This window comes from Nocardia gipuzkoensis, from assembly GCF_021183645.1.
GTDB classification, from domain to species: Bacteria; Actinomycetota; Actinomycetes; order Mycobacteriales; family Mycobacteriaceae; genus Nocardia; species Nocardia abscessus.
In genome coordinates this window covers 1,085,507-1,109,261 of sequence record NZ_CP089225.1, presented here as the reverse complement: position 1 = coordinate 1,109,261, position 23,755 = coordinate 1,085,507, and the positions used below count along the sequence as shown (strand labels likewise).

The following is a 23,755-nucleotide window of genomic DNA, read 5'->3' as shown; positions in this document are numbered from 1 at the left end:
GCGGCCCGAGGGCCGGATCACCGGCGTTTCGGCGGCCGCCAGCCGCCCATGCCGAGCGCGATCAACCGCATCTGCTGGACGGTGCGATCGATGATCGCCTGCTCGTCGCGCGGCGCGGCCGACACGTAGGCGGCGATTCCGTCGGTCACCGTGGTGACCATCAGGTCGGCGGCGATCTCCAGGTCACGCGGCGTCCAGGAGTCCAGGGCCCTGATCCGGGACAGATCGGCGACCAGTTCCCGCACGATCAGCTGGATCTCCCGTGCGATGGCCGTGCGCAGCGCCGCGGACCCGCCGTGGCGCTCCCTGGTGAGGAAGCCGAACAGCTCCCGCTTCGGGCCTACCTGCGCGAACACGAAGCGCACGGTGTCCGACAGGCTGGCGTCCGCGTTGCGGCGGACTTCGCGCAGGGCCAGCCGCAGCGCGGTGACGCCGTCGTCGACCAGGGTGGCGCCCAGGTCCTCCAGCGACGCGAAGTGCCGGTAGAACGCGGTCGGCACGATGCCCGCCGAACGGGCGATCTCACGCAGGCTGAGCGCGGCGAATCCGCGGTCGGCGGACAGCGCGAGGGTGCCGTCCAGGAGTGCCTGCCTGGTCCGCTCCTTGCGTTCGCCTCGGGTAGCCGCCTGCTCACTCATCCCGGTGAGCATACATCCGTTCACCATTCGCCCTATCCCTAGATGTAGTTCGAGTCACATGTTTCGCCGGTTGACACCGGGCCCCCGTCATCCGTCACACTAGTTGAGTGTACAGACGTGCACTGAAATTGGTCGCACGTCGTCAGCCCCGACAAGAGGCACGGAGAACGAATGGTGGATCTCATCAACCTGGTGCAGACCCTGACCTCGCCCCACCCGCTGGACCGGTATCTGGAACTGGTCCGCCCCACCCTCACGGTGCGGGACATGCGGGCCGAAATCACTCACGTGCGCCGCTCGGCGCCGGGTTCGGTGACGCTCACCCTGCGTCCGACCCGGCACTGGAAGGGCCATGTCGCCGGACAGTATGTCCAGATCGGCGTGGTGATCGATGGTGTCCGGCACGTGCGGTGTTACTCGCCGGTGAATGCGGAAGGTGGTCGGGATCGTCGGATTCAGTTGACCGTCAAGGCGCATCCGGACGGCTTGGTGTCGCAGTACCTCTACCGCCACGCCGCTCCCGGCATGGTGGTCGATCTGACGCCCGCCGACGGCGTGTTCCGGTTGCCCGAACCGCGGCCGGAGCGCGTCTTGCTGATCAGCGGGGGCAGCGGCATCACGCCGGTGCTGTCCATGCTGCGCACGCTGGCCGCGGAGGACCATCCGGGGGAGGTCGTGTTCCTGCACTACGCGAAGTCGCCGGCAGTGCTGCCGCACCGAGCCGAACTGGACGCGATCGCACGGCGGCACCGCAACTTTCGCATCGAGCTGCGGTATCCGCACCGCATCCAGGACGTGGCACCGCGGGTCGACCCTGATGCGCCGTGGGTGGACCTGTCCCCTGTGAAGGGCAGCGGGTACTTCGACTACGACGAACTGGAGCGCGTCGCGCCCTGGTTCGCCGACGCGCAGACCTACGTCTGCGGCCCGCAGTCGCTGATGGACGCGGTGCGCACGATTTATCAGGCCGAGCAGCTGGAGGACCGGCTGCACACCGAGGAGTTCACGATCGCGCTCGCGCCGGCCGACGCCGCGGAAGCGCACGGCACGGTGAACTTCTCGGCCAGCGGGGTGAGCGCGCGCAACGACGGCGCCACGCTGCTGGAACAGGCCGAATCCGCCGGGCTCAGTCCGGAGTACGGCTGCCGCATGGGGATCTGCTTCTCCTGCACCGCGGTACGCCGCTCCGGCTGCACGCGCAATCTGCGCACCGGCGAGACCGACAGTGACCCCGACCAGCCGATCCAGCTGTGCATCACTGCGCCGGTCGGCGACGTCGAGGTCGACATCTGACCCGAAAGGGAGCCAATCATGACCATCCTGACCGAAACCGACAACGGACCGCTGGTCCTGAGCCCTGATCAGATCGAGGAACTCGGCCGCGAACTCGACGAGCTGCGCGCCGCGATCGTCGCCGATCTCGGCGAACGCGACCGGGAGTACCTGTACTCGATCATCAAGGCGCAGCGCGGCTTCGAGATCGCCGGGCGCGGCCTGATGTACCTCGGTTTTCTTCCGCCGTTCTGGCTGGCCGCGGTGGCGGCGCTGAGTGTGTCGAAGATCCTCGACAACATGGAGATCGGCCACAACGTGATGCACGGCCAGTACGACTGGATGCGCGAGCCCGGCCTGAATTCCCGGGTGTTCGAGTGGGACACGGTCTGCCCGGCCGACCAGTGGAAGCACTCGCACAACTACCTGCATCACACCTACACCAACATCCACAACAAGGACCGCGACATCGGCTACTCCATCCTGCGCATGGACGAGGCCCAGGAGTGGAACGTGCTGCGCCTCGGGCAGCCGCTGTACGCCTTCGTGCTCATGATGCTGTTCGAGTGGGGCGTGATGGGCCACGACCTCGAGGTGGAGAACATCCTGGCGGGCAAGAAGAAGTGGCCGGAGGTCAAGCAGCTGCTCCTCGGCCAGTGGAACAAGGCCGGCAAGCAGGTGCTCAAGGACTACCTGGTGTTCCCCGCGCTCACCGGGCCGCTGTTCTTCCACACCCTCGCGGGAAATGTCACCGCCAACCTGGTGCGCAACGTGTGGGCCTTCGCCATCATCTTCTGCGGTCACTTCCCGGCCGGCGTACAAACGTTCACCGAGGAGGAGACCGCCGACGAGACCCGCGGCGAGTGGTACATCCGGCAGATGCTCGGCTCGGCGAACATCACCGGAAGCAAACTGTTCCACATCATGTCCGGCAATTTGTCGCACCAGATCGAGCACCACCTGTTTCCGGACCTGCCCGCCAGCCGTTATCCGGAGATTGCACCGACCGTGCGCGCATTGTGTGAAAAGTACGGTTTGCCGTACAACACCGGCTCGCTCGGACAGCAGATCGGCTCGGTATGGAAGAAAATCTTCAAGCTGGCCCTGCCGCCGCGCTGGGTCCGGAGCGAGCCGTCTCCCGGTGTTATCGTGATGCGTCAGCCGAAGGCGAGCGAAGCGGGCGTGTGAATGATCGGGAAATTCGAAAGCAACAAGGATCTCATTCAGGAATTGACGTCCTCCGGCGCCCGGCACGTGGGCAATATCGCCAACATCATCACGGGCACCGTCGCCGAGGTCACCCGGGAGATCGGTGAGTGGATCACCGACGCGATCGAGATGAACGAGGCGGCCGCCGCGGCTCGCCGGGACGCGGCGGCGCAGCAGGATCTCGATCACGACCTCGGTGCGGAGACCGAAGTAACGGTCACGAAGCCGCCGGTCGCAGAGACGGAGGGGTTCCTCGACGCCGAAGTCGTGGAGCCGGGGGTCGACGAGCCGCGCTGATCACCACACCGGCAGCCTGCGTCGGTGTGCGACGACGTCGGCGATCAGATCCTGATAGCCGTCGATCAGCTCGGCCAGCCTGGTCCACTGCAGGTGGGCTTCCCCGCCCGCCTGCATCGGATGCGGCTGAGTCGTGACCTCGTCGTCCAAAGAGTGTCGAGCCGCAACCCATTTCGCCGCAATTCGATCGATGACCGCCCCGAGCGTTTCGGTGTGCAGCGAGGCGCCCTCCCGGTGCTGCACGTTCGCGGCGACCCAGGCGTCGATCCGGCCGACCCACTCGGCACGGCAGCCGTCGATGTCCTCCACTTGCCTGCTGCACGCCGCGACATGAGTGCTGGAGGCCCCCGGTTCGTGCGCTCGCTCGAGTGCCCGCTGCCGCCGCTCGTGGCACTCGACGAGTTTCCGGGCGGCGTGCAGCACGGTGTGCAGGTGCTGGTCCTCGCCGGGTTCGCGAATCGCGCGAAACAGGGCGGCGGGCGGTGGCAGCTCCTCGGCTCCGAAACTGCGCTGAGCGTATTCGGTGGGCATGGCATACCTCTGCGACACGATGAATCCTGGGTACGCCAGGGCCGAGGGGGATTTCGGGGAGGGGCGCCCCTCGGCTCCGGCGCAGTCCCGCAACCGGACGCCATCCCACGGTCCACCAGCACGGCAGAGAAACCGGGAAATCCGCGACGATGCGAGAGAAGACGGTCCGGGATATCGGGACACTTTCAGGAAAGCGCGGTAGCGGAATCGGCGCAATACTCTGCCGGACGAATCCGAAAGCTGCCGGGAAATCGTTATGTTCCGTTACGGATCGGTCACCCGGTCCGCGCCCGCGGCATGCGCATCCGCCAATTATCGAGCGCACGATGGGCAACCGATCCGATCCGACCGCTGCGCGTGGCCGCCCGATCCGCTAGCCTCGGTGTTCGTGCCCGCCTACGTGTCATCGCCGGAGTTGACATTCGGCTTTATGTTCGCGCTGGAAGATCCCGAGCGAATCGCGGAGGTCGTGCGCAACCTGATCGTCCGCAAGACGGTCTCCGTCTTCCGGCTGGCCCGGCTGTCCGATGACGACGGCCCGCCGGAGCGCTACGTGGTCAACTGGGCGGTCATCCCACAGATCTCGATCACCACCGCCGCGCCGGATCAGGAGGAGTTGCGGGCCACCCGCACCATGCTGGTCAACGCCTTCCTCAGTGAGGACGGCGAGGTCAGCCTCTATTCGGCGCAGGCGAGCGGACCTGCCTGACCGGATCGTCCGTAGGGCCGGAAACCATTGGCCCACAAAATATTCCAGTTGAGCTGTGCGCCACGGGCGCGCGCGTGCCCGCGGCACGCCGAGATCGGCCGCGCTCAAGGGCTCGCACGGAATCGGCAGCTCCTCAAAGGGAGTCGGGCTCTGTTTCCCCACCGGCCGCCGTGCACCCCTATTCGTTGGCGTGTCGGTATCAGATGGTGCCGTTCCCGATCGGACGGATACGCGATAATCAAGGCACTGTGGCTTGGATCACAGCAATTGTGAGGAGCGTCGATCATGGAACCCGAGAAGCCCGTCGTGCCGCTGGACCCGATTCGCGTCCGGGGCGATCTGGACCCCACGCTGTCGCGATGGATGTGGCTGGTCAAGTGGCTACTGGCCATCCCGCACTACGTCGTGTTGCTCTTCCTGCATATCGCGTACGTGGTCCTCACGATCGTCGCCTTCTTCGCGATCCTGATCACCGGCAAGTACCCGCGCGGACTGTTCGACTTCAACGTCGGCGTCATGCGCTGGGGGTGGCGGGTGAGCTTCTACGCGCTCTCGGTGCTCGGCACCGACAAGTACCCGCCGTTCAGTCTGCGGCCGGACGCGGACTACCCGGCCGACCTGGAGATCGACTATCCGGAAACGCTGCACCGCGGACTGGTGCTGGTGAAGTGGTGGCTGCTGGCCATTCCGCACTATCTCATCATCGGGGCGGCGGTGAGCGGCGGCCTCTTGATCGGCGGCGGTGACGACTGGGAGGGTGCCTCGATCTCGTTGCTGGGCATCCTGCTGATCGTCGCGCTGATCGCGTTGCTGTTCACGGCGCGCTACCCGCAGGGCGTCTACGACTTCGTGATGGGCATCAATCGCTGGATCGTCCGCGTGCAGGCCTACGCCGGCCTGATGCGGGACGAGTACCCGCCCTTCCGTCTCGACCAGGGAGCCCGCGAGTCCGACTGAATCGGTAGCGCCGACCGCGTCGAGTCCGCCCGCCGCCTCAGCGGGCGGACTCGTATATCCGCCGGACCACGTCCTCGATCTCCGGCTCTTCGATCGACAGGTCCCGGACTTCGGCCCGGTCCGACACGGCGGCCAGCAGTTGCGCGGCGGTGATCTCTTCCGGATCGAAGGCCAGCCGCTGCCGCATGCCGTCGCCTTCGGTGCCCAGCAGCTGAGCCGCGGGGAGATCGTCGAGGTCCGGCGCCGGTTCGGCCAAGTCGACCACCAGGACCCGGCGCGCGCCGACCGTGGCCGCCAAGCCGGTGAGCGAGCCGTCGTACACCAGGCGGCCGTGGTCGGCGACGAGCACTCGCCCGCAGAGCCGTTCGATGTCACCCATGTCGTGCGTGGTGAGCAGCAGGGTCGTGCCGCGCTCGGCGCGTTCGGCCCGGAGGAACTCGCGCAGCCGCTGTTTGGACAGCACGTCGAGACCGATCGTGGGCTCGTCGAGAATGACCAGCTCGGGTGAATGCAACAGTGCCGCGGCCACTTCCGCGCGCATGCGCTGGCCCAGCGACAGCTGCCGCACCGGTGTGTCGAGGGTGTCGGCCATTTCCAATTGCTCGATCAGCTCGTGTGCGCGTTTGCGTGCGGCCTCCGGCGCCAACCGATGGATCGCGGCCAGGATCGCGAACGATTCGCGCAGCGGCAGATCCCACCACAGCTGCGAGCGTTGGCCGAACACCACGCCGATCCGTCCGGCCAGTTCGCGGCGCTGCCGCACCGGGTCCAGACCGCAGGTGCGCACGGCGCCGGAGGTGGGCACCAGGATGCCGGTGAGCATCTTGATGGTGGTGGACTTGCCCGCACCGTTGGCGCCGATGTAGCCGACGGCGGCGCCCCGCTCGATCCGGACGGTCATCCGGTCGACCGCGGTGAGCGTCTCCCGCCGCCTGCGCCAGCGGGTGCCGTCCTTGCGATACAGGGTGAACTGCCTGGTCAGTTCGTTCATGTCGATGATCGCCTCCGGACGCCCCGTCCTCATCCGCCGCCTCCCTGGTAGTGCCGTGTGCCCGATCGCCACAGACCCAGCGCCAGCAGCCAGACCCACAGTGCGGCGACCGGCGTCAGCCAGGCCAGCCAGGCGGGCAGCAGCGGCGGGCCGGGTAGTCCCAGCAGCGCGAGGGTGGGGAGGTAGGCCGTGAACGACACCGGGATGGCGAACCCGAACAGCAGCCGCATCGGGGCAGGGAACACCGACGCCGGTTGCGTCGCCGCGAACGAGCCACCGTAGGTGAAGCTGTTGGTGAGTTCGGAGCCGTCGATCAGATAGAACTGCAATCCGGCCGCGCAGACGAACATCCCACCGAACAGCGCGATGCCCCCGACGAGCGTGAGCGTCAGCAGCGCGGCCGTGACCGAGGACCACTCGATATCGTTGCGCGCCAGGCCGACTCCGAGCGCGACGATCGAGACCGAAGCGCGGGCGAACCTGCGCAGCGAGATGTCGCTGGTGATCAGTTGCAGCAGGAGTGGTTGCGGCCGAAGGTGATAGGCGTCGAGCTGGCCCATCCTGATCAGTACCGGCAACGTGTCGAGGTGCCCGAACAGCACCTGGGACAGGGCGAAACTCGAGTGACTCAGCCCGAACAGCAATAGGGCCGCGTCCAGGTCGAGCCCGCCGAGGACGCGCGCGGTGCGGAAGATCAGCCACACTTCGGCCAATTCGACCAAGCCCACTATGAAGGCGCTCAAAATCTCGGTGGCGAAGGACAACCGGTAACTGCGCTGGGCTCGGATCCTGGAGCGCAATACCGCCACGTAGGGCGTCGACCACGACCCGGCGCGCGGGGGCGCGACCTCAACCACCCTGTACCTCCAGCCTGCGCCGCCCGGCGACCAGCAGTACGCGCCCGGCGATTCCGGCCACCACCACCCAGAACACCTGGACGCCGACGACCGAGAGCGCCTGTGCGCCGGTGACGCGCCCCGAGAGCACGTCGACCGGAGACTGCAGGATCGAGGGGAAAGGCGTGGCGGCCGCGATCGCGCCCAGCCACGAAGGGAACATGTGCACCGGCACGAAGAGTCCGGCCAGGAAGGTGCCCGAGGTGTAGTAGAGCAGGCGGATGCCGCGGGTCTCCACGACCCAGAATCCGATCAGCACCATGACGAACCGGCACAGGAACGAAACCACCACGGCCAGCAGCACGCTCACCACGCCGAGCAGGTACGGGCCGGGCGTGACCGGCATCGCCAGGCCGAAGGTGAGTGTGCCGACCAGCACGCTCGGCACCCCGCGCGGCAGGAAGGTGCACGCCGCTCGCCCGAAATCGTCGGCGAGATAACCACACTGGATATCGACCGGGCGCAGGAAATCGATCGCGATGTCGCCGTTCTTGACCCGATCGTCCAGCTGTCCCAGCGGTCCCATGAACTGCATCGCGCCGAGCAGGCCCTGCGAGAGCCACACGTACGCGCCGATGCTGCCCTGGTCGTATCCGCCGAAGTCGCCCGCGGCGTCCACCGCGGCCATCAGGACGGCCGCGCGGACGAACCCGAACACGCAGTTGGTGAACAGCCCCGCGAACATGGCCAGTTTGTATTGCCACTGCCTGCGGAATCCGGCGCCCACGAGCGATGCGTAGAGGGCGACGGCGCTGCGAAATCGCTTCCCGACGGCACGCTGTCCGCCCCCCTCCGGTCTGCCGCGCACAAGAATTTGACTTTACTGACCGCGCTGAGCGCGGGGAAGGCTTCGGCGTTGTTTGCGGAAAAGTGCCACATCCAGCCGTCTACGGTGTTAGAAACACTGTCACTTCAGATTTTGGAGCGCTCGCGCACGACGAGTAAGGATCGCCGATGACCGTCGCCGAGATGACTGTTTTCGAGGCACTCGAATCGAATGTGCGCGGGTACTGTCGCTGCTGGCCCGCGGTCTTCGATACCGCCAGCGGAGCGTGGTTGCGGGACGAGACCGGCAAGGAGTACCTGGACTTCTTCGCGGGGGCGGGCTCGCTCAACTACGGCCACAACAATCCGGTGCTGAAACGGGCGCTGCTCGACTACATAGCCGGAGACGGCATCACCCACGGGCTGGACATGTCCACCGTCGCGAAACGGCGGTTGCTGGAAGCCCTGCGCGACACCGTCTTCGGCCCGCGCGGACTGGACTACAAAGTCCAGTTCCCGGGGCCGACCGGAGCGAACGCGGTCGAGGCCGCTTTGAAACTCGCGCGGAAAATCACCGGTCGGCAGACCGTGCTGAGCTTCACCAACGCTTTCCACGGCATGTCGCTGGGTGCGCTGGCGGTGACCGGAAACGCCGCCAAGCGGTCCGGCGCCGGGGTTCCGCTCGCGCATGCGATGCCGATGCCCTACGACGGATATCTCGGGATCGCCGACGACTTGCTGTGGATGCGCCGGGCGCTCGACGATCCGTCCTCCGGGTTGGACAAGCCCGCCGCGGTGATCGTGGAGACGGTGCAGGGGGAAGGCGGCATCAACGTCGCCCGCGCGGAATGGCTGCGTGGGCTGGCCGAGCTGTGTTCGGCCCGCGGCATCCTGCTGATCGTCGACGACGTGCAGATGGGCTGCGGCCGCACCGGACCGTTCTTCTCCTTCGAAGTCGCCGGTGTCACGCCCGACATCGTGACGTTGTCGAAGTCGATCGGCGGCTACGGTCTGCCGATGGCGCTGGTGCTGTTCAGACCGGAACTCGATCAGTGGGCGCCCGGCGAGCACAACGGCACCTTCCGTGGCAACAACGCGGCTTTCGTCACCGGGCGCGTAGCGCTCGAACACTTTTGGTCGGATTCCGCACTAGAACGCGCGACTCTGGCCAAGGGGGAGCGGATCGCACGGGCGCTGAGTGAGCTGGCCGTGGCGTTCCCGGGCGTCACGACGCGCGGGCGGGGCCTGGTGCACGGTGTTGTTTTCGGGGACGCGTCGTTGGCGGAGAAGGTCGGTCAGGCCGCTTTCGACCGCGGTTTGCTCGTGGAGACCTCGGGCTCGGCGGACGAGGTGATCAAGCTGATGCCGCCGTTGACGATCACCGACGAAGAAATCGAGCACGGCATTCAGCTGCTGGCGGGAGCTATGGAGGCGGTCTGCGGCTGAACGTCGATGGGCGTGTCGCGCGCAGCGCTGCTTACCGGCGTGTCGTCGACGACGCCCGCGCCGCTGCTCGGGAAGGGAGGTCATCGGGAATGACCGAACTGCCTGGTCCTGCAACCGCCTCGCAAGTCTCGGGGTGGCCGCGGCTGGATCGCCGACACTGCCGCGGCAGGGCGATGCACCGGGGCGAAAAATTCTTCGTGTTTGAGCGACCCGCTCTGTGGGTAATAGCACTGGAGACCCGCATAGCTGCAGGTCTCCAGTGTTCTGCGCCCCCGGCAGGAATCGAACCTGCGACCTAGGGATTAGAAGGCCCTTGCTCTATCCAACTGAGCTACGGAGGCAGCGGGTTCCACGATGGCCGACATTGGCCGTGCTGTCCAGCGGGTCGATTATAGCGACCGTCCAGGTGCTCAGATTCTTAGCGTTAGCAACGTTTCAGCCATCCCGAGACAGTAGGTGACGCGCCCGTGGTGGTGCGCGGCCCACAATATCGGTACAAACCCGACCGGGCCACGGAATACTCGCCGAACTACGCTCAGTCGTATGCCGTCCGCCGCCACCTCGTCCGTCGCTCCCGAAGCCGAGACCACCCGGTCCGGGGCGACGTTCGCGACGGTCACCGCGCTGGCGGGCGCGATCGCGGCTGTGGTGGCGGCGCTGGTGGTGGGCCTGTCGGCGGCGCAGGCACTGAGTCTGCTCGGCATTCCCGATCCGGGCGCGCCGACCACCTACGGCCTGCCCGCGGTGCGGGCGCTCGCCGATCTTTCGGCGGCGCTGACCGTCGGTTCCCTGCTTTTCGCGGCCTTCCTCGTGCCGCCGCAGCCGAACGGGCTGCTGGACGTGGGCGGGTACCGCGCGGTGCGCCGGGCGTCGAACTTCGCCGTGGTCTGGGCATGCTGCGCGGCGCTGCTGGTGCCCCTGACGGTCTCGGATACCACGGGTCGACCGGTGGGCGAGGTCCTGCGGCCGGAGGGTCTGTGGCGAGCGATCGGTCAGATCGAGCTGGCCGGAGCCTGGCGCACGACCGTGATCTTCGCCCTGATCGTCGCCGTGGGTGGCCGGCTCGCGTTGCGCTGGGGCTGGACTCCGGTTCTGCTCGGCGCCGCGATCGTCACCATGATGCCGCTGGCGTTGACCGGGCATTCGTCCTCGGGCGGGTCGCACGATGTGGCGACCAACAGCCTGATCCTGCACCTGATCGCGTCCGCCGTGTGGGTCGGCGGCCTCTTCGCGGTGCTCGCGCACGCCCTGCGCGGTGGGGCGTACACCGACGTGGCCACCCGGCGCTTCTCGCTGACCGCCACGGTCGCGTTCGCCGTGATCGCGATCAGCGGCGTGATCAACTCCTGGGTCCGCGTGCCACCGGAGGAGCTGTTCACCAGCACCTACGGCAGGCTGGTGCTGGCCAAGGCCGCCGCGTTGGCGCTGCTGGGCGTGTTCGGCTATCTGCAGCGCCGCGCCGCGTTGCCCGCTCTCGCGGCCGATCCCCGCGACCGCTCGGCGCTGGTCAGGTACGCGGGCGTCGAGGTATTGATCTTCGCCGCGACGATCGGTCTGGCGGTCGGGCTCGGCCGCACGCCGCCGCCACCCCCGGATTCCGTCCCGACCCCCGTCGAAGTGGAACTGGGCTATGAGCTGGCCGGGCCGCCGAATCTCGCCCGGATGCTGTTCGACTGGCGCTTCGATCTGATCTTCGGAACGCTGTCGCTCGTGCTGGCCGTGCTGTACCTGCTCGGGGTGCGGCGGTTGCGAGCGCGGGGTGACGCGTGGCCGGTCGGGCGCACGCTCGCGTGGCTGTCCGGTTGCGTGGTGCTGCTGGTCGCGACCTCGTCCGGAGTCGGCAGGTACTCGCCCGCGATGTTCAGCGTGCACATGGGGGCGCACATGGCGCTGTCGATGCTCGCGCCGATCCTGTTCGCGCTGGGCGGTGCGGTGACGCTGGCGCTGCGCGCGCTGCCGCCCGCGGGCCGCGGTGGCGTGCCGGGGCCGCGCGAATGGCTCCTCGCCGCGGTGCACAACCCGGTGTCGCGTTTCCTGACCCACCCGATCGTCGCCTCGGCGATCTTCGTCGCCGGGTTCTACGCGCTGTACCTGGGCGGCATCTTCGACACGTACGCCGACTCGCACGCGGCCCACCTGCTGATGAACCTGCACTTCCTGCTCAGCGGCTACCTGTTCTACTGGGTGGTGATCGGCATCGATCCCAAGCCGAGGCAGGTGGAGCCGCTGACCAAGCTGGCCATGGTGTTCGGCTCGCTGCCGTTCCACGCCTTCTTCGGCGTCGCGCTGATGAGCATGACCACCGTGCTCGGCGGCTGGTTCTACCGCGGTCTCGGCCTCGGGTGGAACGGCGATCTGCTCGGCGACCAACGCACCGGCGGCAGCCTCGCCTGGGCGAGCGGTGAGGTCCCCTTGGTGGTGGTGATGCTGGCTTTGCTGATCCAATGGTCCCGCAGCGACCATCGGCTCGCGCAACGCACCGATCGAGCCGCCGAACGCGACAACGACGCCGCACTCGCCGCATACAACGCGATGTACGCCGAACTGGCCAAGCGAGATGGAGAAGTGCGTAAGTGAGTGAACGCGCCAGCGTGGTCTCCCCACACAGGCCGGTAGGGCGGGTGGAACGGTCGGACGTGCGCTCCGCGCGCAAGCGGCTGGCCGGGCAGATCCGCAAGACGCCGGTCTTCCACACTTCCGTGGCGAGCCCGTCCGGCCCGGTCCCGGTGACGATGAAGCTCGAGCACCTCCAGCACGGCGGGACGTTCAAGGTGCGTGGCAGTCTGAACGCGCTGCTGGAGTCGGGCGGCGGCATCGATCATGTGGTGATCGCCTCCGCCGGCAACGCGGGTATCGCGGCCGCGCTGGCCGCGGCGCGGCTGGGCAAGGCCTGCACGGTCGTCGTCCCGGAGACGGCGCCGCATACCAAGGTCGCCGCGATGTGGTCGCACGGCGCCGAAGTGCTCTGGTACGGCACCACCTACGGCGAGGCTTTGCGGCACGCCACCGAGTTGGCCGCCGAACGCGGCGCGTTGCTGCTGCACGGCTACGACCTGCCCGCCGTGGTCGCCGGTGTGGGTGTGGTCGGGCTGGAACTCGAGGAGCAGGTGCGCGGGCGGCCGCCGGTGCTGGCGGCAGTGGGCGGCGGCGGACTGGTGGCCGGGATCGCGGCCGCGCTGGGGCGCCGTCAGCAGGTGATCGGGGTGGAGCCCGAGGGTGCCGCGATCCTGCGGGCGGCGCTGGATGCGGACGGGCCGGTGGACATCCTCGGTTCCGGCATCACCGTGGACACCCTAGGCCCCACGCGGATCGGCGACATCGCCCTCGACGTCGCGCGCCGCCACGGCGTGCGGTCGCTGCTGGTCACCGACGACGCGATCGGCGCGGCGCGCGAGTATCTGTGGCGCGAGTTCCGCATCCTGGTCGAACTCGCCGGGGCCGCGGCGCTGGCCGCGGTGCACAGCGGCGCCTACGTTCCCGCGCCGGACGAACGGCCGGTGATCGTGCTCTGCGGCGCCAATACCGACGTGGCGGTGTTCTGATCGCACGGGCGTGAAACGCGCGCTCTTCACACTCCGGCGGGTTGTGCACATTTCCGGATCGGATCGCTCGGCGCCCGCGAATCCGGCGCACCCTGGAAGAGCCTCCTGGAGGGGGAGGAAATTCCGGGCAGACCCGGATCCGAATGTGAAGGGGCGTAATCATGTACGAGGCCAATGCGACCGTGATCGGCACGATCGCCACCCATCCGGTCAAGCGCGACCTGGCCAACGGCGAGCAGGTGGTCACCTTCCGGCTGGCGAGCAATTCCCGCCGGCTGGATCACGCGTCGGGGCAGTGGGTGGACAACGGCACGCTGTATCTCACCGTCAGCTGCTGGCGCCGGTTGGTGGCGGGTGTCGACGCCTCGCTGCGGCGCGGCGATCCGATCATCGCCTACGGTCAGCTGCGCTCCCATGAGTACCGGAGCAGGGACGGCGTCGAACGACGGGATCTGGAGATGCGGGCCAGCGTGGTCGGACCGGACCTGTCGCGCTGCGCCGCGCAACTGACCCGGTTGTCCGACCTGCCGTCGCGGAATACTTCCGGGGCCGCGAGCGCTGAAGGTCGGGTGCCGGTCGGCGACGCGCCGGGGGAGAATGTCGCAGCCGCCGGTTCGGCGCCGCCCCGCGGCAGCGCACCCGAGCCCGTCGACGCGTGATCGCACGACCGGTTTCCGTCCCGGCGGCAGGGTAGCTCTGCTTCGTCCCCTCATCTCTCGCACCGATAGGCTTCACACTTATGGCTGAGTTCATTTACCAGATGAAGAAGGTTCGCAAGGCGCACGGCGACAAAGTCGTGCTCGACGATGTCACCTTGAACTTCCTTCCCGGCGCCAAGATCGGCGTCGTCGGCCCGAACGGCGCAGGTAAATCCAGCGTGCTGAAGATCATGGCCGGACTGGACCAGCCGAACAACGGTGACGCGTTCATCGCCGCCGGCGCCACGGTCGGCATCCTGCAGCAGGAACCTCCGCTCAACGAGGAGAAAACCGTCCGCGGCAATGTCGAAGAGGGCATGGGCGAGATCAAGGTGAAGCTGGATCGCTTCAACGAGATCGCCGAACTGATGGCCACCGACTACTCCGACGAGCTCATGGAGGAGATGGGCAAGCTCCAGGAGGATCTGGACCACGCCGACGCGTGGGACCTGGACTCCCAGCTCGAGCAGGCGATGGACGCGCTGCGCTGCCCGCCGCCGGACGAGCCGGTCACCACCCTCTCCGGTGGTGAGCGCCGCCGGGTCGCGCTGTGCAAGCTGCTGCTGAGCAAGCCCGACCTGCTGCTGCTCGACGAGCCGACCAACCACCTCGACGCCGAGAGCGTGAACTGGCTCGAGCAGCACCTGGCGCAGTACCAGGGCGCCGTGCTCGCGGTCACCCACGACCGGTACTTCCTGGACAACGTCGCCCAATGGATTCTCGAGCTGGATCGCGGCCGCGCCTACCCGTACGAGGGCAACTACTCCACCTACCTGGAGAAGAAGGCCGAGCGGCTCGAGGTGCAGGGCAAGAAGGACCAGAAGCTGCAGAAGCGGCTCAAGGAAGAACTCGCCTGGGTGCGTTCCGGCGCCAAGGCCAGGCAGGCCAAGAACAAGGCCCGGCTCGGCCGGTACGAGGAGATGGCCGCCGAGGCCGAGAAGATGCGGAAGCTGGACTTCGAGGAGATCCAGATCCCCGCGGGCCCGCGCCTGGGCAACGTGGTGGTGGAGGTCGAGCACCTGGACAAGGGCTTCGGCGACCGCCAGCTGATCAAGGACCTGTCGTTCACCCTGCCGCGCAACGGCATCGTCGGCGTGATCGGGCCGAACGGCGTCGGTAAGACCACGCTGTTCAAGACCATCGTGGGGCTCGAGCAGCCGGACAGTGGCGAGGTGAAGGTCGGCGATACGGTCAAGCTGAGCTACGTCGACCAGAACCGCGCGGGCATCGACCCGAAGAAGACGGTCTGGCAGGTGGTCTCCGACGGTCTGGACTACATCCAGGTCGGCCAGCAGGAAATGCCCTCGCGCGCCTACGTGAGCGCGTTCGGCTTCAAGGGCCCGGATCAGCAGAAGCCGGCCGGCGTGCTGTCCGGTGGTGAGCGCAACCGGCTGAACCTGGCGATGACCCTCAAGCAGGGTGGCAACCTGATCCTGCTCGACGAGCCGACCAACGACCTCGACGTGGAGACCCTCGGTTCGATGGAGAACGCGCTCGAGAAGTTCCCCGGCTGCGCCGTCGTCATCTCGCACGACCGCTGGTTCCTCGACCGCACCTGCACCCACATCCTCGCGTGGGAGGGCGACTCGGACAACGAGGCCAAGTGGTTCTGGTTCGAGGGCAACTTCGAGGCGTACGAGGCCAACAAGGTCGAGCGGCTCGGCCCGGAAGCGGCCCGCCCGCATCGGGTTACGCACCGCAAGCTGACCCGCGGCTGAGTTCACGACGGGTGGGTGCGCGGTTCGGCCCGCACCCGCCCGGGACTTACTCGCCGCATCGGCCGGACGTCGCGTTCGTCCGAGCGTCCATCGCGGTGCCGGCGAGATTATTTCGTTGTGTGCGACTCCCTCTGCCGGTGCGAGGGAGCGCTCGGAGCCGGAGCGGGTCTCAGCCACTGCCGGCGTTTGCTGATGTATCGGCCACGGGGAGATCAGGGCGGAAATCCACCGCGAAACCGAGGAGAAGCGCCTCGGCAAGGCGGGGCGGCGAGGTTTCTCGCCGAACGCGGAACAGGAGTGACACCTACCCGCGCGTAGCCCACTAGGGTGGAGTCGTGAATGCGCAGGCGCAGTTCGAGCAATCGGTGGCTTCGACCGCCGATGCGGTGGCCGAGCTGACCCGAGGTACCGGTGCGGCGCCGCTGCCGCCGCGGATACGACCTGTAGCGCTCACCTGACGCTCGCGGGTCCGATTCTGTGCTGTGCCCGAGGTCATCCCGTCCGATCTCGGCACACGAGCGGCGAACTCCGCGGTCGTGGTGAACACCCGGATATCGAAAGGGAATTCACCCACGCGTTATCGGCGCACAGTTACCCTCGGACCGGCGTCACTTTGTTACGGAACCGATATCCGAGGGAGTTGGCGAAAAATGACCGTCTCGTCCGAATTGTCCAGCGCGGCGTGGGCCGCGGGTTTGCCGCAGACCTTGCGCGGCGAACTCGCTGCGCTCGAGGAGGCATACTTCCGCCACGTCGACGCGGGCGATGTGGACTGTGCGATCACCGGCATCACCCAGATCTTCCGCAGGCACCTGGAATTGGGCGTCACGCGTCGCCCCGGCCGTGCGCTGGTGCGGGTGTATCACCCGGATGACGGCTCGGGGATCGGTGCGGCGCTGCAGGTCGTCACCGACGACATGCCCCTGCTGGTCGAGTCCATCAGCTCGTCGCTGAGCCGGATCGGCGTCAGCGTCAGCGAGATCATCCATCCCATCTTCGAGGTCGAGCGGGACGAGGACGGGCGCCTGACGCACGCCGCCGCGCACGAGGTGGACGCCACCGGCACGGCCGGGCTGCGCGAATCCTGGATGCACGTGCAATTGCATCCGTCGACCAGCGCGGCGCTGCTGGCCAAGGTCGAGAGCGCGGTGCCGGATGTGGTGGACGACGTCCGTCAGGTGATCGGCGACACCGAAGCCATCGAGGACGTGCAGGGCAAGCTGGCCGACGACCTGGATCTGGCCGCACAATCCGGGTCCGCGCCCTTCGAGCGGGTCGAGCTGACCGACACCGCCAAGCTGCTGCGCTGGCTGGCGAAGGGAAACTTCACCCTCCTCGGTTACGCGCGCTATCGGCTGAACAGCGACGAGGGTCGCGAGCTGTCCACCATCCTGCCCGCCACCTGCCTCGGCGTGCTGCGACCGGACGTCGGCACCGACTTCCACGTGCCGGTCAACGGCGGCGACCGCCCGCTGCTCACGCTGACCCAAGGGCTGGTCCCCGCCACCGTGCACCGTGCGGTGTACCCGTACTTCGTCAGCGTCGCCGACTTCGACGCAAGCGGATCGGTCATCGGTGAGCACCTGTTCATCGGCGTCTTCACCGTGACCGCCGTGCACGAGAACGTTCTGGACATACCGGTGATCGAACGCCGGGTCCGCTCGGCGATCGAGGAGAGCGGATTCGACCTGGATTCGTTCTCCGGTCAGGCGATGCTCGAGGTCATCCAGTCCTTCCCGCGCACCGAGCTGTTCTCCGCCGACGCCGAGACGCTGCGCCGCACCGCTACCGCGGTGCTGAGCGTGGGCCTGCGCCGCCAGGTGCGCCTGTTCCTGCGCGCGGACACCTACGGCCGCTATGTCGCCTGCCTGGTCTATCTGCCGCGTGACCGGTACACCACCAGCTCCCGGCTGGAGATGCAGGAGATCCTGGTCCGCGAACTGGGTGGCGTGTCCATCGACTATTCCGCGCGGGTGGGCGAAAGCGACTTGGCCCGAGTCTATTTCACGGTGCGCATGCCGGAAGTCGAGTTCGGCGCCCAGCGGCAGGCGCCCCCCGTGGCCGACACTTCCGAGCCCAACCGGCTGCGCCTGCAGAACCTCCTCGCCGAGGCCAGCCGCACGTGGGACGACCGCCTGAACGACGAGGTGAGCACGTCGACGGTGATCGATCCCGCTGTCGTGCAGCGGTACGCGGAGGCCTTCCCCGAGGGCTACAAACAGGATTTCGCCGCAGCTCGCGCGCTGCGGGACATCGTTCGCCTGCAGCGACTGCGTGAGGGCGGTATCGACCAATACCTCTACCGCAAGCCGGATTCGGCGCCTGGTTCGTGGCGCTTCACGCTCTACATCGGGGGCATCGGTATCTCGTTGAGCCAGGTGCTTCCGGTGTTGCAGAGCCTCGGCGTCGAAGTGGTGGACGAGCGGCCATATCAGATCGAGCTGGAGGCCGCGGCCGACGGCGGCGCCGGAGGCGAGCGATGGATCTACGATTTCGGTCTGCTCGCCCGCCCCGAGTTGCTGCGCAGTTCGCTCGACCGGGATCTGGACGCGGAACTGCTCGAATCCTCTCAGCGCGCCGGCGTGCTGGACGCGGAGGTGCGCGGGCTGCGCGAGCGGTTCGTGGAAGCGTTCGAGGCCATGTGGTACGGCCGCGCGGAGGCGGACGGGCTGAACGAGCTGGTGCTGCGTGCCCGGCTGCCGTGGCGGGCCGTTTCGATCCTGCGCACCTACGCGAAGTACTTGCAGCAGGCCGGTTTTCCGTACAGCCAGGCGAACATCTGCCGCGTGCTGCTCACGTATCCGGACATCGCGCGCCTGTTCATCGACCTTTTCGCTGCGCGTTTCGACCCCGACACCGTCTCCGCCGAGCACGCCGCCGAGTTGGAGACCCAGGTGCGTGGGCGGATCGACGAGGTGGTCAGCCTGGACGCGGACCGTATCCTCCGTGCGATCCTCGGCCTGATCACGGCGACGCTGCGCACCAACTACTACGTGACCGACGCGGACGGCAGCCCGCGCGACTTCGTCTCGGTCAAGGTCGAACCGCACGCGATCGCCGAACTGCCCAAGCCGCGCCCGCAGTTCGAGATCTTCGTGTACTCGCCCCGGGTAGAGGGTGTGCACCTGCGCTTCGGGCCCGTGGCGCGTGGTGGTTTGCGGTGGTCGGATCGTCTGGAGGATTTCCGTACCGAGATCCTCGGTTTGGTGAAGGCGCAGGCGGTGAAGAACGCCGTGATCGTGCCGGTGGGCGCGAAGGGCGGTTTCGTGGTGAAGCAACCGCCTACGGCTACCGGTGATCCGGTGGCGGACCGGCAGGCGTTGGGTGCGGAAGGCGTCGCCTGCTATCGCACGTTCATTTCGGGCTTGCTGGACGTCACCGACAATGTCGACCGCGCGACCGGGGAGGTATTGCCTCCCGCACGGGTGGTGCGCCGGGACGGTGACGACACCTATCTCGTCGTGGCGGCCGACAAGGGCACCGCGACGTTCTCCGATATCGCCAACGATGTGGCGCAGAGTTATGGTTTCTGGCTCGGTGACGCGTTCGCTTCCGGTGGTTCGGCGGGTTATGACCACAAGGCGATGGGCATCACCGCCAAGGGCGCGTGGGAGAGCGTGAAGCGCCACTTCCGTGAGATGGAGATCGACACTCAGACGCAGGATTTCACTGTGGTGGGTGTCGGTGACATGAGTGGTGACGTGTTCGGCAACGGCATGCTCCTGTCCGAGCACATCCGCTTGGTGGCCGCCTTCGACCATCGCCACATATTCCTCGACCCCAACCCGGACGCGGCCGTCTCCTATCGGGAGCGGCAGCGGATGTTCGCGTTGCCGAGGTCGTCGTGGGCCGACTACGACACAGCGCTGATCAGCCCCGGCGGCGGCGTGTGGGACCGCACTGTCAAGGCGGTGCCGATCAGCCCGCAGGCCAGGGCGGCCCTCGGACTGGGCGACGACGTCACGTCGCTGTCGCCGCCGGACCTGGTCCGCGCGATCTTGCTCGCGCCGGTCGATCTGCTGTGGAACGGCGGTATCGGCACCTACATCAAGGCGAGCACCGAGACCAACGCCGAGGTGGGTGACAAGTCCAACGACACGGTTCGCGTCAACGGAAACCAATTGCGGGTCAAGGTCGTGGGCGAGGGCGGCAACCTGGGTGCGACCGCGCTCGGGCGGATCGAGTTCTGCCGCAACGGCGGACGGATGAACACCGACGCGCTGGACAACTCGGCGGGCGTGGATTGCTCCGACCACGAGGTCAACATCAAGATCCTGCTCGACGCCGTGGTCTCCAGCGGCGAGCTCGCCGTCGCCGAGCGCAATCCACTGCTGGCCTCGATGACCGACGAGGTCGCGCAGATGGTGCTGCGGGACAACGTGGCGCAGAACTTCCTGATGGGCATCTCGCGCACCGAGGCGGCGCAGATGTCGAGTGTGCAGACGCGGCTGATCGAGGATCTCGAACATCGCCGCGGTCTGGACCGTGAACTCGAGGCGCTGCCCTCGGATCAGGAGATGAAGCGCAGGATCGAAGAAGGCTCCGGACTGGCGTCGCCGGAGCTCGCCAACCTCATGGCGCATGTGAAGTTGTCGCTCAAGGGCGATCTGCTCGATTCCGACCTGCCCGACAGTCAGTACTTCGCCGCGCGCCTGCCGGATTACTTCCCGACGCCGCTGCGCGGCCGATTCGGAGCGGCGATCAAGCGGCACCGGCTGCGCCGGGAGATCGTCACCACGATGATCGCCAACGAGATGGTCGACTACGGCGGGATCACCTACGCCTTCCGGCTCGCGGAAGAGGCCGGCGCCAGCCCCACCGATGCGGTGCGCGCCTTCGCCGCGGCCAGCGGAATCTTCGACCTGCACCAGATGTGGACGGCCATCCGCGCGTGCGACGCGCCCACGTCGGTGCGCGACCTGCTCGAGCTGGAGACGAAGCGCACGCTGGACCGGGCGTCCCGGTGGCTGCTGAGCAACCGGCCGCAGCCGATCGCGGTGGGCTCGGAGATCAGCCGGTACCGCGCCGATGTGCGCGAACTCGCCCCCAAGGTGGCGGGCTGGCTGCGCGGGCACCACGTGTCCATCCTCACCGACCGGTCCGCCGAGCTGATCGCCCGCGGCGCCCCGACCGATCTGGCCACCGAGGTATTCGGCCTGCTCAACCTCTTCCCGCTGCTGGACATCGTGGACATCGCCGACATCACCGACCGGGACGGCGACGAGGTCGGATCGCTGTACTACGCGCTCAACGATCACCTCAAGATCGACTGGCTGTTGCAGGCGGTCAGCCACCTCGAACGCGGCGACCGCTGGCATGCGCTGGCGCGGCTCGCGCTACGCGACGACATGTACGGATCGTTGCGCTCGCTCACCCTCGACGTGCTCTCCGGCGGCGACCCCGAGGAGACGGCGGATGAGAAGATTGCATACTGGGAGTCGAAGAATCAGTCCCGCCTCGGCCGAGCCAGGGCGGCACTGTCGGAATTGTTCGAGTCCGGAACCCACGATCTCGCCACGTTGTCGGTTGCAGCGCGGCAAGTGCGGAGCATGGTGAGCGGGGTGGGCGCTCAATCGGAGGTACCACGTTGACGAGTTCGGTGAACCGGAACGGGACGGCGGCGGGCAGCCTCGTGCTGCCCAGGCGTTTTCACGCCAAAGTGGATGTCAGATGGTCGGACATGGACGTGTTCCAGCACGTCAACCACGCCCGGATGGTGACGCTGCTGGAGGAGGCGCGAATCCCGTGGCTGTTCGAGGACGGCCGCCCGACCGCCCCGCTGCGCGAGGGCTGCGTGCTCGCCGACCTGCGGGTCCGTTACCGCGGCCAGTTGCGTCACGAGGACACGCCGCTGGATATCGCCATGTGGATCGAGCAGCTGCGCGCGGTCGACTTCACCATCGGTTACGAGGTGCGGGCCGCGGGCGCCGCGCCCGATTCGCCCGCGGCGGTGGTCGCGTCCACGCAGATCGCCGCGTTCGACATGTCGGCGCAGCGGTTGCGCAGGCTCACCGACGCCGAGCGTGATTATCTGTCCGAGTGGATGGAGTGAGCGACCGGCGTCGGTGATCATCGAATGCCTGACGGCGGAGCAGCCGTGATATCGGAACAGCGGGTACTGCACGTGCCCGATCCCGCGGAGCGAGAGAATCTCGCCACGTTCCTGACCAGGGCCGTGCGCTTGGACCCGGCGGCGGTGGTGCGCCTGCGCCGTCGCGGGGAGAACTACGTCTCCGCCTGGGTGGCGACGGGCTTCGAGGCGCTGGCGATGCGCACCGTGGTCGCCGAACTCGGCGTGGACGACGTGACGGTCGGCGCCGATGTCGTGCTGGCCGGATCGGCGAGCGGCAGTCCGATCGACCTCGGATACTCGATGGACTCCGCGTGGCGTGGCGCGTTGCCGCCGACGGACGGTTTCTCACACGTGGAGGACGTGCCGGCACGCACCCTGGTCGAACTGGCCGAGCAGGGTGCGCAGCTGGCGAAGGAGCACGGCAGCGGCCACGGTCCGCCGGCCTCGCTGCTGGATCAGGCGGTGCTGACCGTGTCGGGCGCGGGCACCCGGGTGCAGGTGCCGATGCGGGTCGTCTTCGCGCTCACGGCGATGGATTTCATTCCCCACTCGGGGGATAAGGCCGATCCGCGCCGCATCCCGCCCGCCGAGATCGTGCGCGTCCGTGCGACCAGGACATGGCTGCGGCTCGACGCCCGCTACGGTTCCGTCGCCCGCCGCATCGGTGGGGGGATTCCCCTGCTGCCGCAATGACCGCGCCGCGGGCCCGAAGGCGGGACGGGTTCGGAAGTGCGCGAATTCCCGTGAATTCTCTTGCCGCTCGAGTTGATTCGCTGCCGCCGGATCAGTTGACGACTCGAGAACGGACGCGGCAGGCTTCCCCGCCGCACGCGACGAACTTCGCCGGTGTGCAGGGCGTAAGGGCCATGGACGAAATGCCCGGTAGCACTTGCCCGCCCGGGAGCGATCGATGAGATAGGCGGCGCCGTCGGCAGGAGGGGACGGCGCCGCCTTCGTCGCCGAAGCATGGTGGCAGGGAAAAGGTTCCGGTCGGTCAGGAGACGCCGATCAGGCGAAGCAGTGCCGTCGTCGCGGCGGCGGCGAGGATCACCACCAGGATGGGCCGGTGGAACCAGGCCAGCACGCCGCCGACGAGAACGCCTGCGGGCACGGCGAATCCGAGGCTCGTGGTGCCGAGCGGCAGCGTGGTCACCGCCACCAGTGCGGTCAGCAGTACGACGGCGGCGATCTCCAGCAGGCGCACCACGCGCGCAGGAGGGCGCACTCGGTCGCGTAACGCGGGCCCGGCCCAGCGGAGCGCATAGGTGCCCGCGGCCAGGGCGACGATTCCGGCGGCCAGCATCACGCCGCTCCCGCCGTGGTCGCTGGTTCCGGTTTCTCCCGTGCCGCGACCAGCACTCCGGAAAGGGCGAGCAGCACCGGCAGTCCCGTGGGCAGGAACGGAGTTGTGATCAGCGCGATCGCGGTGCCTGCGCACACCGCCGCGAGGGTAGTTCGGTCACGCAGGGCGGGCAGGACCAAGGCGAGCAGAACCGCGGGAAACATCGCGTCGAGTCCGAGCACCGAGGTGTCGGTGACCACCGATCCGATCAATGCTCCGATGGCCGCGCCACCGGGCCAGGCCAGAAGCACACCCGCGCCGGTGATCCAGTACGCGGCTCGCCTGCGGTGTGCGTCGGGCTGTGCGATGGTCATGGCGACGGACTCGTCGTTCATCAGATGGACGCCCAGCGGTCTGCGCCATCCGGTGCCCACCGCGTCGGGAATCGACAAGCCGTACGGCACATGCCGCGCATTCACCAGCAAGCCCGCCAGCACTGCCGCGATCGGGCTACCACCTGCGGCGACAATCCCGATGAACAGGAACTCCGAACTCCCGGCGAGCACCACGCAGCCGAGCAGGATCGGAAGCCAGACCGGAAAGCCCGCGCTCACCGCGGTCGCTCCGTAGGAGATCCCGATGACGCCGACAGCGAGCAGCACCGCCGCGATACCCGCCAGTGTGTCCTGATCCAGTGTTCGCCATATCGAACGCATGTTGTTTATAGTGAA

21 protein-coding genes and 1 tRNA gene are annotated in these 23,755 nt (G+C 67.7%); 14 read left to right on the top strand and 8 right to left on the bottom strand.

What is annotated here, in order from left to right:
* Positions 1 to 17: 17 nt before the first annotated feature.
* On the bottom strand, positions 18 to 638 hold the full coding sequence (locus LTT66_RS05090; RefSeq protein ID WP_228781671.1) for a TetR family transcriptional regulator: 621 nt from the start codon (positions 636 to 638) through the stop codon (positions 18 to 20).
* A 171-nt stretch (positions 639 to 809) separates the two neighbouring features.
* Here LTT66_RS05090 and LTT66_RS05085 point away from each other — a divergent pair, with 171 nt between their 5' ends.
* From LTT66_RS05085 to LTT66_RS05075, 3 genes are read left to right on the top strand one after another with little or no spacing between them, the layout of a single operon-like run.
* Positions 810 to 1,931 carry a ferredoxin reductase gene (locus tag LTT66_RS05085; RefSeq protein WP_233064530.1) on the top strand — a complete coding sequence of 374 codons (1,122 nt, stop codon included), beginning with the start codon at positions 810 to 812 and terminating at the stop codon, positions 1,929 to 1,931.
* An 18-nt stretch (positions 1,932 to 1,949) separates the two neighbouring features.
* The gene (locus LTT66_RS05080; protein ID WP_233064528.1) at positions 1,950 to 3,098 is read left to right on the top strand and encodes a fatty acid desaturase family protein; all 1,149 of its coding nucleotides are present in this window, start codon (positions 1,950 to 1,952) and stop codon (positions 3,096 to 3,098) included.
* Complete coding sequence (locus LTT66_RS05075; protein WP_233064526.1) at positions 3,099 to 3,416, top strand: hypothetical protein; 318 nt, start codon at positions 3,099 to 3,101, stop codon at positions 3,414 to 3,416. It abuts the gene before it with no gap.
* On the opposite strand, the gene LTT66_RS05070 is transcribed toward LTT66_RS05075, so the two are convergent.
* Positions 3,417 to 3,947: a DUF4254 domain-containing protein gene (locus LTT66_RS05070; protein ID WP_233064517.1), complete on the bottom strand. Its 531-nt coding sequence runs from the start codon at positions 3,945 to 3,947 to the stop codon at positions 3,417 to 3,419.
* A gap of 430 nt (positions 3,948 to 4,377) precedes the next feature.
* Here LTT66_RS05070 and LTT66_RS05065 point away from each other — a divergent pair, with 430 nt between their 5' ends.
* Both LTT66_RS05065 and LTT66_RS05060 read left to right on the top strand, forming a co-directional pair.
* Positions 4,378 to 4,656, top strand: coding sequence for a hypothetical protein (locus LTT66_RS05065; RefSeq protein ID WP_233064508.1), 279 nt, complete (start codon positions 4,378 to 4,380; stop codon positions 4,654 to 4,656).
* 285 nt (positions 4,657 to 4,941) lie between these two features.
* Positions 4,942 to 5,613 (top strand): DUF4389 domain-containing protein, encoded by a 672-nt coding sequence (locus LTT66_RS05060; protein ID WP_233064499.1) that lies wholly within the window; start codon positions 4,942 to 4,944, stop codon positions 5,611 to 5,613.
* A gap of 37 nt (positions 5,614 to 5,650) precedes the next feature.
* Here the strand turns inward: LTT66_RS05060 and LTT66_RS05055 are convergent, their stop codons facing one another.
* Genes LTT66_RS05055 through LTT66_RS05045 form a run of 3 tightly spaced genes read right to left on the bottom strand, consistent with a single transcriptional unit; the run spans position 5,651 to position 8,227 of the window.
* Positions 5,651 to 6,637: an ABC transporter ATP-binding protein gene (locus tag LTT66_RS05055; RefSeq protein WP_181723899.1), complete on the bottom strand. Its 987-nt coding sequence runs from the start codon at positions 6,635 to 6,637 to the stop codon at positions 5,651 to 5,653.
* A complete protein-coding gene (locus tag LTT66_RS05050; protein ID WP_233064491.1) occupies positions 6,634 to 7,461 on the bottom strand; it encodes an ABC transporter permease in 828 nt (275 codons plus the stop codon). Before LTT66_RS05050 ends, LTT66_RS05055 begins: the two co-directional genes overlap by 4 nt.
* Entirely contained in the window at positions 7,454 to 8,227 is a 774-nt protein-coding gene (locus LTT66_RS05045) for an ABC transporter permease (RefSeq protein WP_233064488.1), read from the bottom strand. Before LTT66_RS05045 ends, LTT66_RS05050 begins: the two co-directional genes overlap by 8 nt.
* Before the next feature lie 227 nt (positions 8,228 to 8,454).
* Between LTT66_RS05045 and ectB the strand changes: the two genes are divergently transcribed.
* The gene (gene ectB, locus LTT66_RS05040) at positions 8,455 to 9,711 is read left to right on the top strand and encodes a diaminobutyrate--2-oxoglutarate transaminase (protein ID WP_233064486.1); all 1,257 of its coding nucleotides are present in this window, start codon (positions 8,455 to 8,457) and stop codon (positions 9,709 to 9,711) included.
* Positions 9,712 to 9,978: 267 nt separating this feature from the next.
* On the opposite strand, the gene LTT66_RS05035 is transcribed toward ectB, so the two are convergent.
* Positions 9,979 to 10,052 (bottom strand) — tRNA-Arg (locus LTT66_RS05035).
* A 202-nt stretch (positions 10,053 to 10,254) separates the two neighbouring features.
* Between LTT66_RS05035 and LTT66_RS05030 the strand changes: the two genes are divergently transcribed.
* The 8 genes from LTT66_RS05030 (at position 10,255) to LTT66_RS05000 (ending at position 22,435) form a co-directional block, all read left to right on the top strand.
* On the top strand, positions 10,255 to 12,288 hold the full coding sequence (locus LTT66_RS05030) for a cytochrome c oxidase assembly protein (protein WP_233064484.1): 2,034 nt from the start codon (positions 10,255 to 10,257) through the stop codon (positions 12,286 to 12,288).
* Complete coding sequence (locus LTT66_RS05025) at positions 12,285 to 13,253, top strand: serine/threonine dehydratase (protein ID WP_233064482.1); 969 nt, start codon at positions 12,285 to 12,287, stop codon at positions 13,251 to 13,253. Before LTT66_RS05030 ends, LTT66_RS05025 begins: the two co-directional genes overlap by 4 nt.
* A 161-nt stretch (positions 13,254 to 13,414) precedes the next feature.
* On the top strand, positions 13,415 to 13,912 hold the full coding sequence (locus tag LTT66_RS05020; RefSeq protein WP_233064480.1) for a single-stranded DNA-binding protein: 498 nt from the start codon (positions 13,415 to 13,417) through the stop codon (positions 13,910 to 13,912).
* A gap of 80 nt (positions 13,913 to 13,992) precedes the next feature.
* Positions 13,993 to 15,669, top strand: a complete 1,677-nt coding sequence (ettA, locus tag LTT66_RS05015) for an energy-dependent translational throttle protein EttA (protein ID WP_181723905.1) — start codon at positions 13,993 to 13,995, stop codon at positions 15,667 to 15,669.
* Between the two features lie 335 nt (positions 15,670 to 16,004).
* Entirely contained in the window at positions 16,005 to 16,127 is a 123-nt protein-coding gene (locus tag LTT66_RS37040; protein ID WP_267465347.1) for a hypothetical protein, read from the top strand.
* 192 nt (positions 16,128 to 16,319) lie between these two features.
* Positions 16,320 to 21,260 (top strand): NAD-glutamate dehydrogenase, encoded by a 4,941-nt coding sequence (locus LTT66_RS05010; RefSeq protein ID WP_233064471.1) that lies wholly within the window; start codon positions 16,320 to 16,322, stop codon positions 21,258 to 21,260.
* Positions 21,261 to 21,349: 89 nt separating this feature from the next.
* On the top strand, positions 21,350 to 21,721 hold the full coding sequence (locus tag LTT66_RS05005) for an acyl-CoA thioesterase (RefSeq protein WP_233069008.1): 372 nt from the start codon (positions 21,350 to 21,352) through the stop codon (positions 21,719 to 21,721).
* 45 nt (positions 21,722 to 21,766) lie between these two features.
* Positions 21,767 to 22,435, top strand: a complete 669-nt coding sequence (locus LTT66_RS05000; RefSeq protein ID WP_233064468.1) for a hypothetical protein — start codon at positions 21,767 to 21,769, stop codon at positions 22,433 to 22,435.
* Between the two features lie 301 nt (positions 22,436 to 22,736).
* Here LTT66_RS05000 and LTT66_RS04995 read toward each other — a convergent pair whose 3' ends face one another.
* Both LTT66_RS04995 and LTT66_RS04990 read right to left on the bottom strand, forming a co-directional pair.
* Positions 22,737 to 23,045, bottom strand: coding sequence for an AzlD domain-containing protein (locus LTT66_RS04995; RefSeq protein WP_233064466.1), 309 nt, complete (start codon positions 23,043 to 23,045; stop codon positions 22,737 to 22,739).
* Positions 23,045 to 23,740, bottom strand: a complete 696-nt coding sequence (locus LTT66_RS04990) for an AzlC family ABC transporter permease (RefSeq protein WP_233064464.1) — start codon at positions 23,738 to 23,740, stop codon at positions 23,045 to 23,047. Before LTT66_RS04990 ends, LTT66_RS04995 begins: the two co-directional genes overlap by 1 nt.
* Positions 23,741 to 23,755 lie beyond the last annotated feature (15 nt).

Excerpts from the sequence above, each read along its gene's own strand:
- LTT66_RS05090 (WP_228781671.1), bottom strand. The coding sequence starts at position 638 with ATGAGTGAGCAGGCGGCTACCCGAGGCGAACGCAAGGAGCGGACCAGG.
- LTT66_RS05085 (WP_233064530.1), top strand. The coding sequence starts at position 810 with ATGGTGGATCTCATCAACCTGGTGCAGACCCTGACCTCGCCCCACCCG.
- LTT66_RS05080 (WP_233064528.1), top strand. The coding sequence starts at position 1,950 with ATGACCATCCTGACCGAAACCGACAACGGACCGCTGGTCCTGAGCCCT.
- LTT66_RS05075 (WP_233064526.1), top strand. The coding sequence starts at position 3,099 with ATGATCGGGAAATTCGAAAGCAACAAGGATCTCATTCAGGAATTGACG.
- LTT66_RS05070 (WP_233064517.1), bottom strand. The coding sequence starts at position 3,947 with ATGCCCACCGAATACGCTCAGCGCAGTTTCGGAGCCGAGGAGCTGCCA.
- LTT66_RS05065 (WP_233064508.1), top strand. The coding sequence starts at position 4,378 with ATGTTCGCGCTGGAAGATCCCGAGCGAATCGCGGAGGTCGTGCGCAAC.
- LTT66_RS05060 (WP_233064499.1), top strand. The coding sequence starts at position 4,942 with ATGGAACCCGAGAAGCCCGTCGTGCCGCTGGACCCGATTCGCGTCCGG.
- LTT66_RS05055 (WP_181723899.1), bottom strand. The coding sequence starts at position 6,637 with ATGAGGACGGGGCGTCCGGAGGCGATCATCGACATGAACGAACTGACC.
- ectB (WP_233064486.1), top strand. The coding sequence starts at position 8,455 with ATGACCGTCGCCGAGATGACTGTTTTCGAGGCACTCGAATCGAATGTG.
- LTT66_RS05030 (WP_233064484.1), top strand. The coding sequence starts at position 10,255 with ATGCCGTCCGCCGCCACCTCGTCCGTCGCTCCCGAAGCCGAGACCACC.
- LTT66_RS05020 (WP_233064480.1), top strand. The coding sequence starts at position 13,415 with ATGTACGAGGCCAATGCGACCGTGATCGGCACGATCGCCACCCATCCG.
- ettA (WP_181723905.1), top strand. The coding sequence starts at position 13,993 with ATGGCTGAGTTCATTTACCAGATGAAGAAGGTTCGCAAGGCGCACGGC.
- LTT66_RS05010 (WP_233064471.1), top strand. The coding sequence starts at position 16,320 with ATGACCGTCTCGTCCGAATTGTCCAGCGCGGCGTGGGCCGCGGGTTTG.
- LTT66_RS05005 (WP_233069008.1), top strand. The coding sequence starts at position 21,350 with ATGGACGTGTTCCAGCACGTCAACCACGCCCGGATGGTGACGCTGCTG.
- LTT66_RS04995 (WP_233064466.1), bottom strand. The coding sequence starts at position 23,045 with ATGCTGGCCGCCGGAATCGTCGCCCTGGCCGCGGGCACCTATGCGCTC.
- LTT66_RS04990 (WP_233064464.1), bottom strand. The coding sequence starts at position 23,740 with ATGCGTTCGATATGGCGAACACTGGATCAGGACACACTGGCGGGTATC.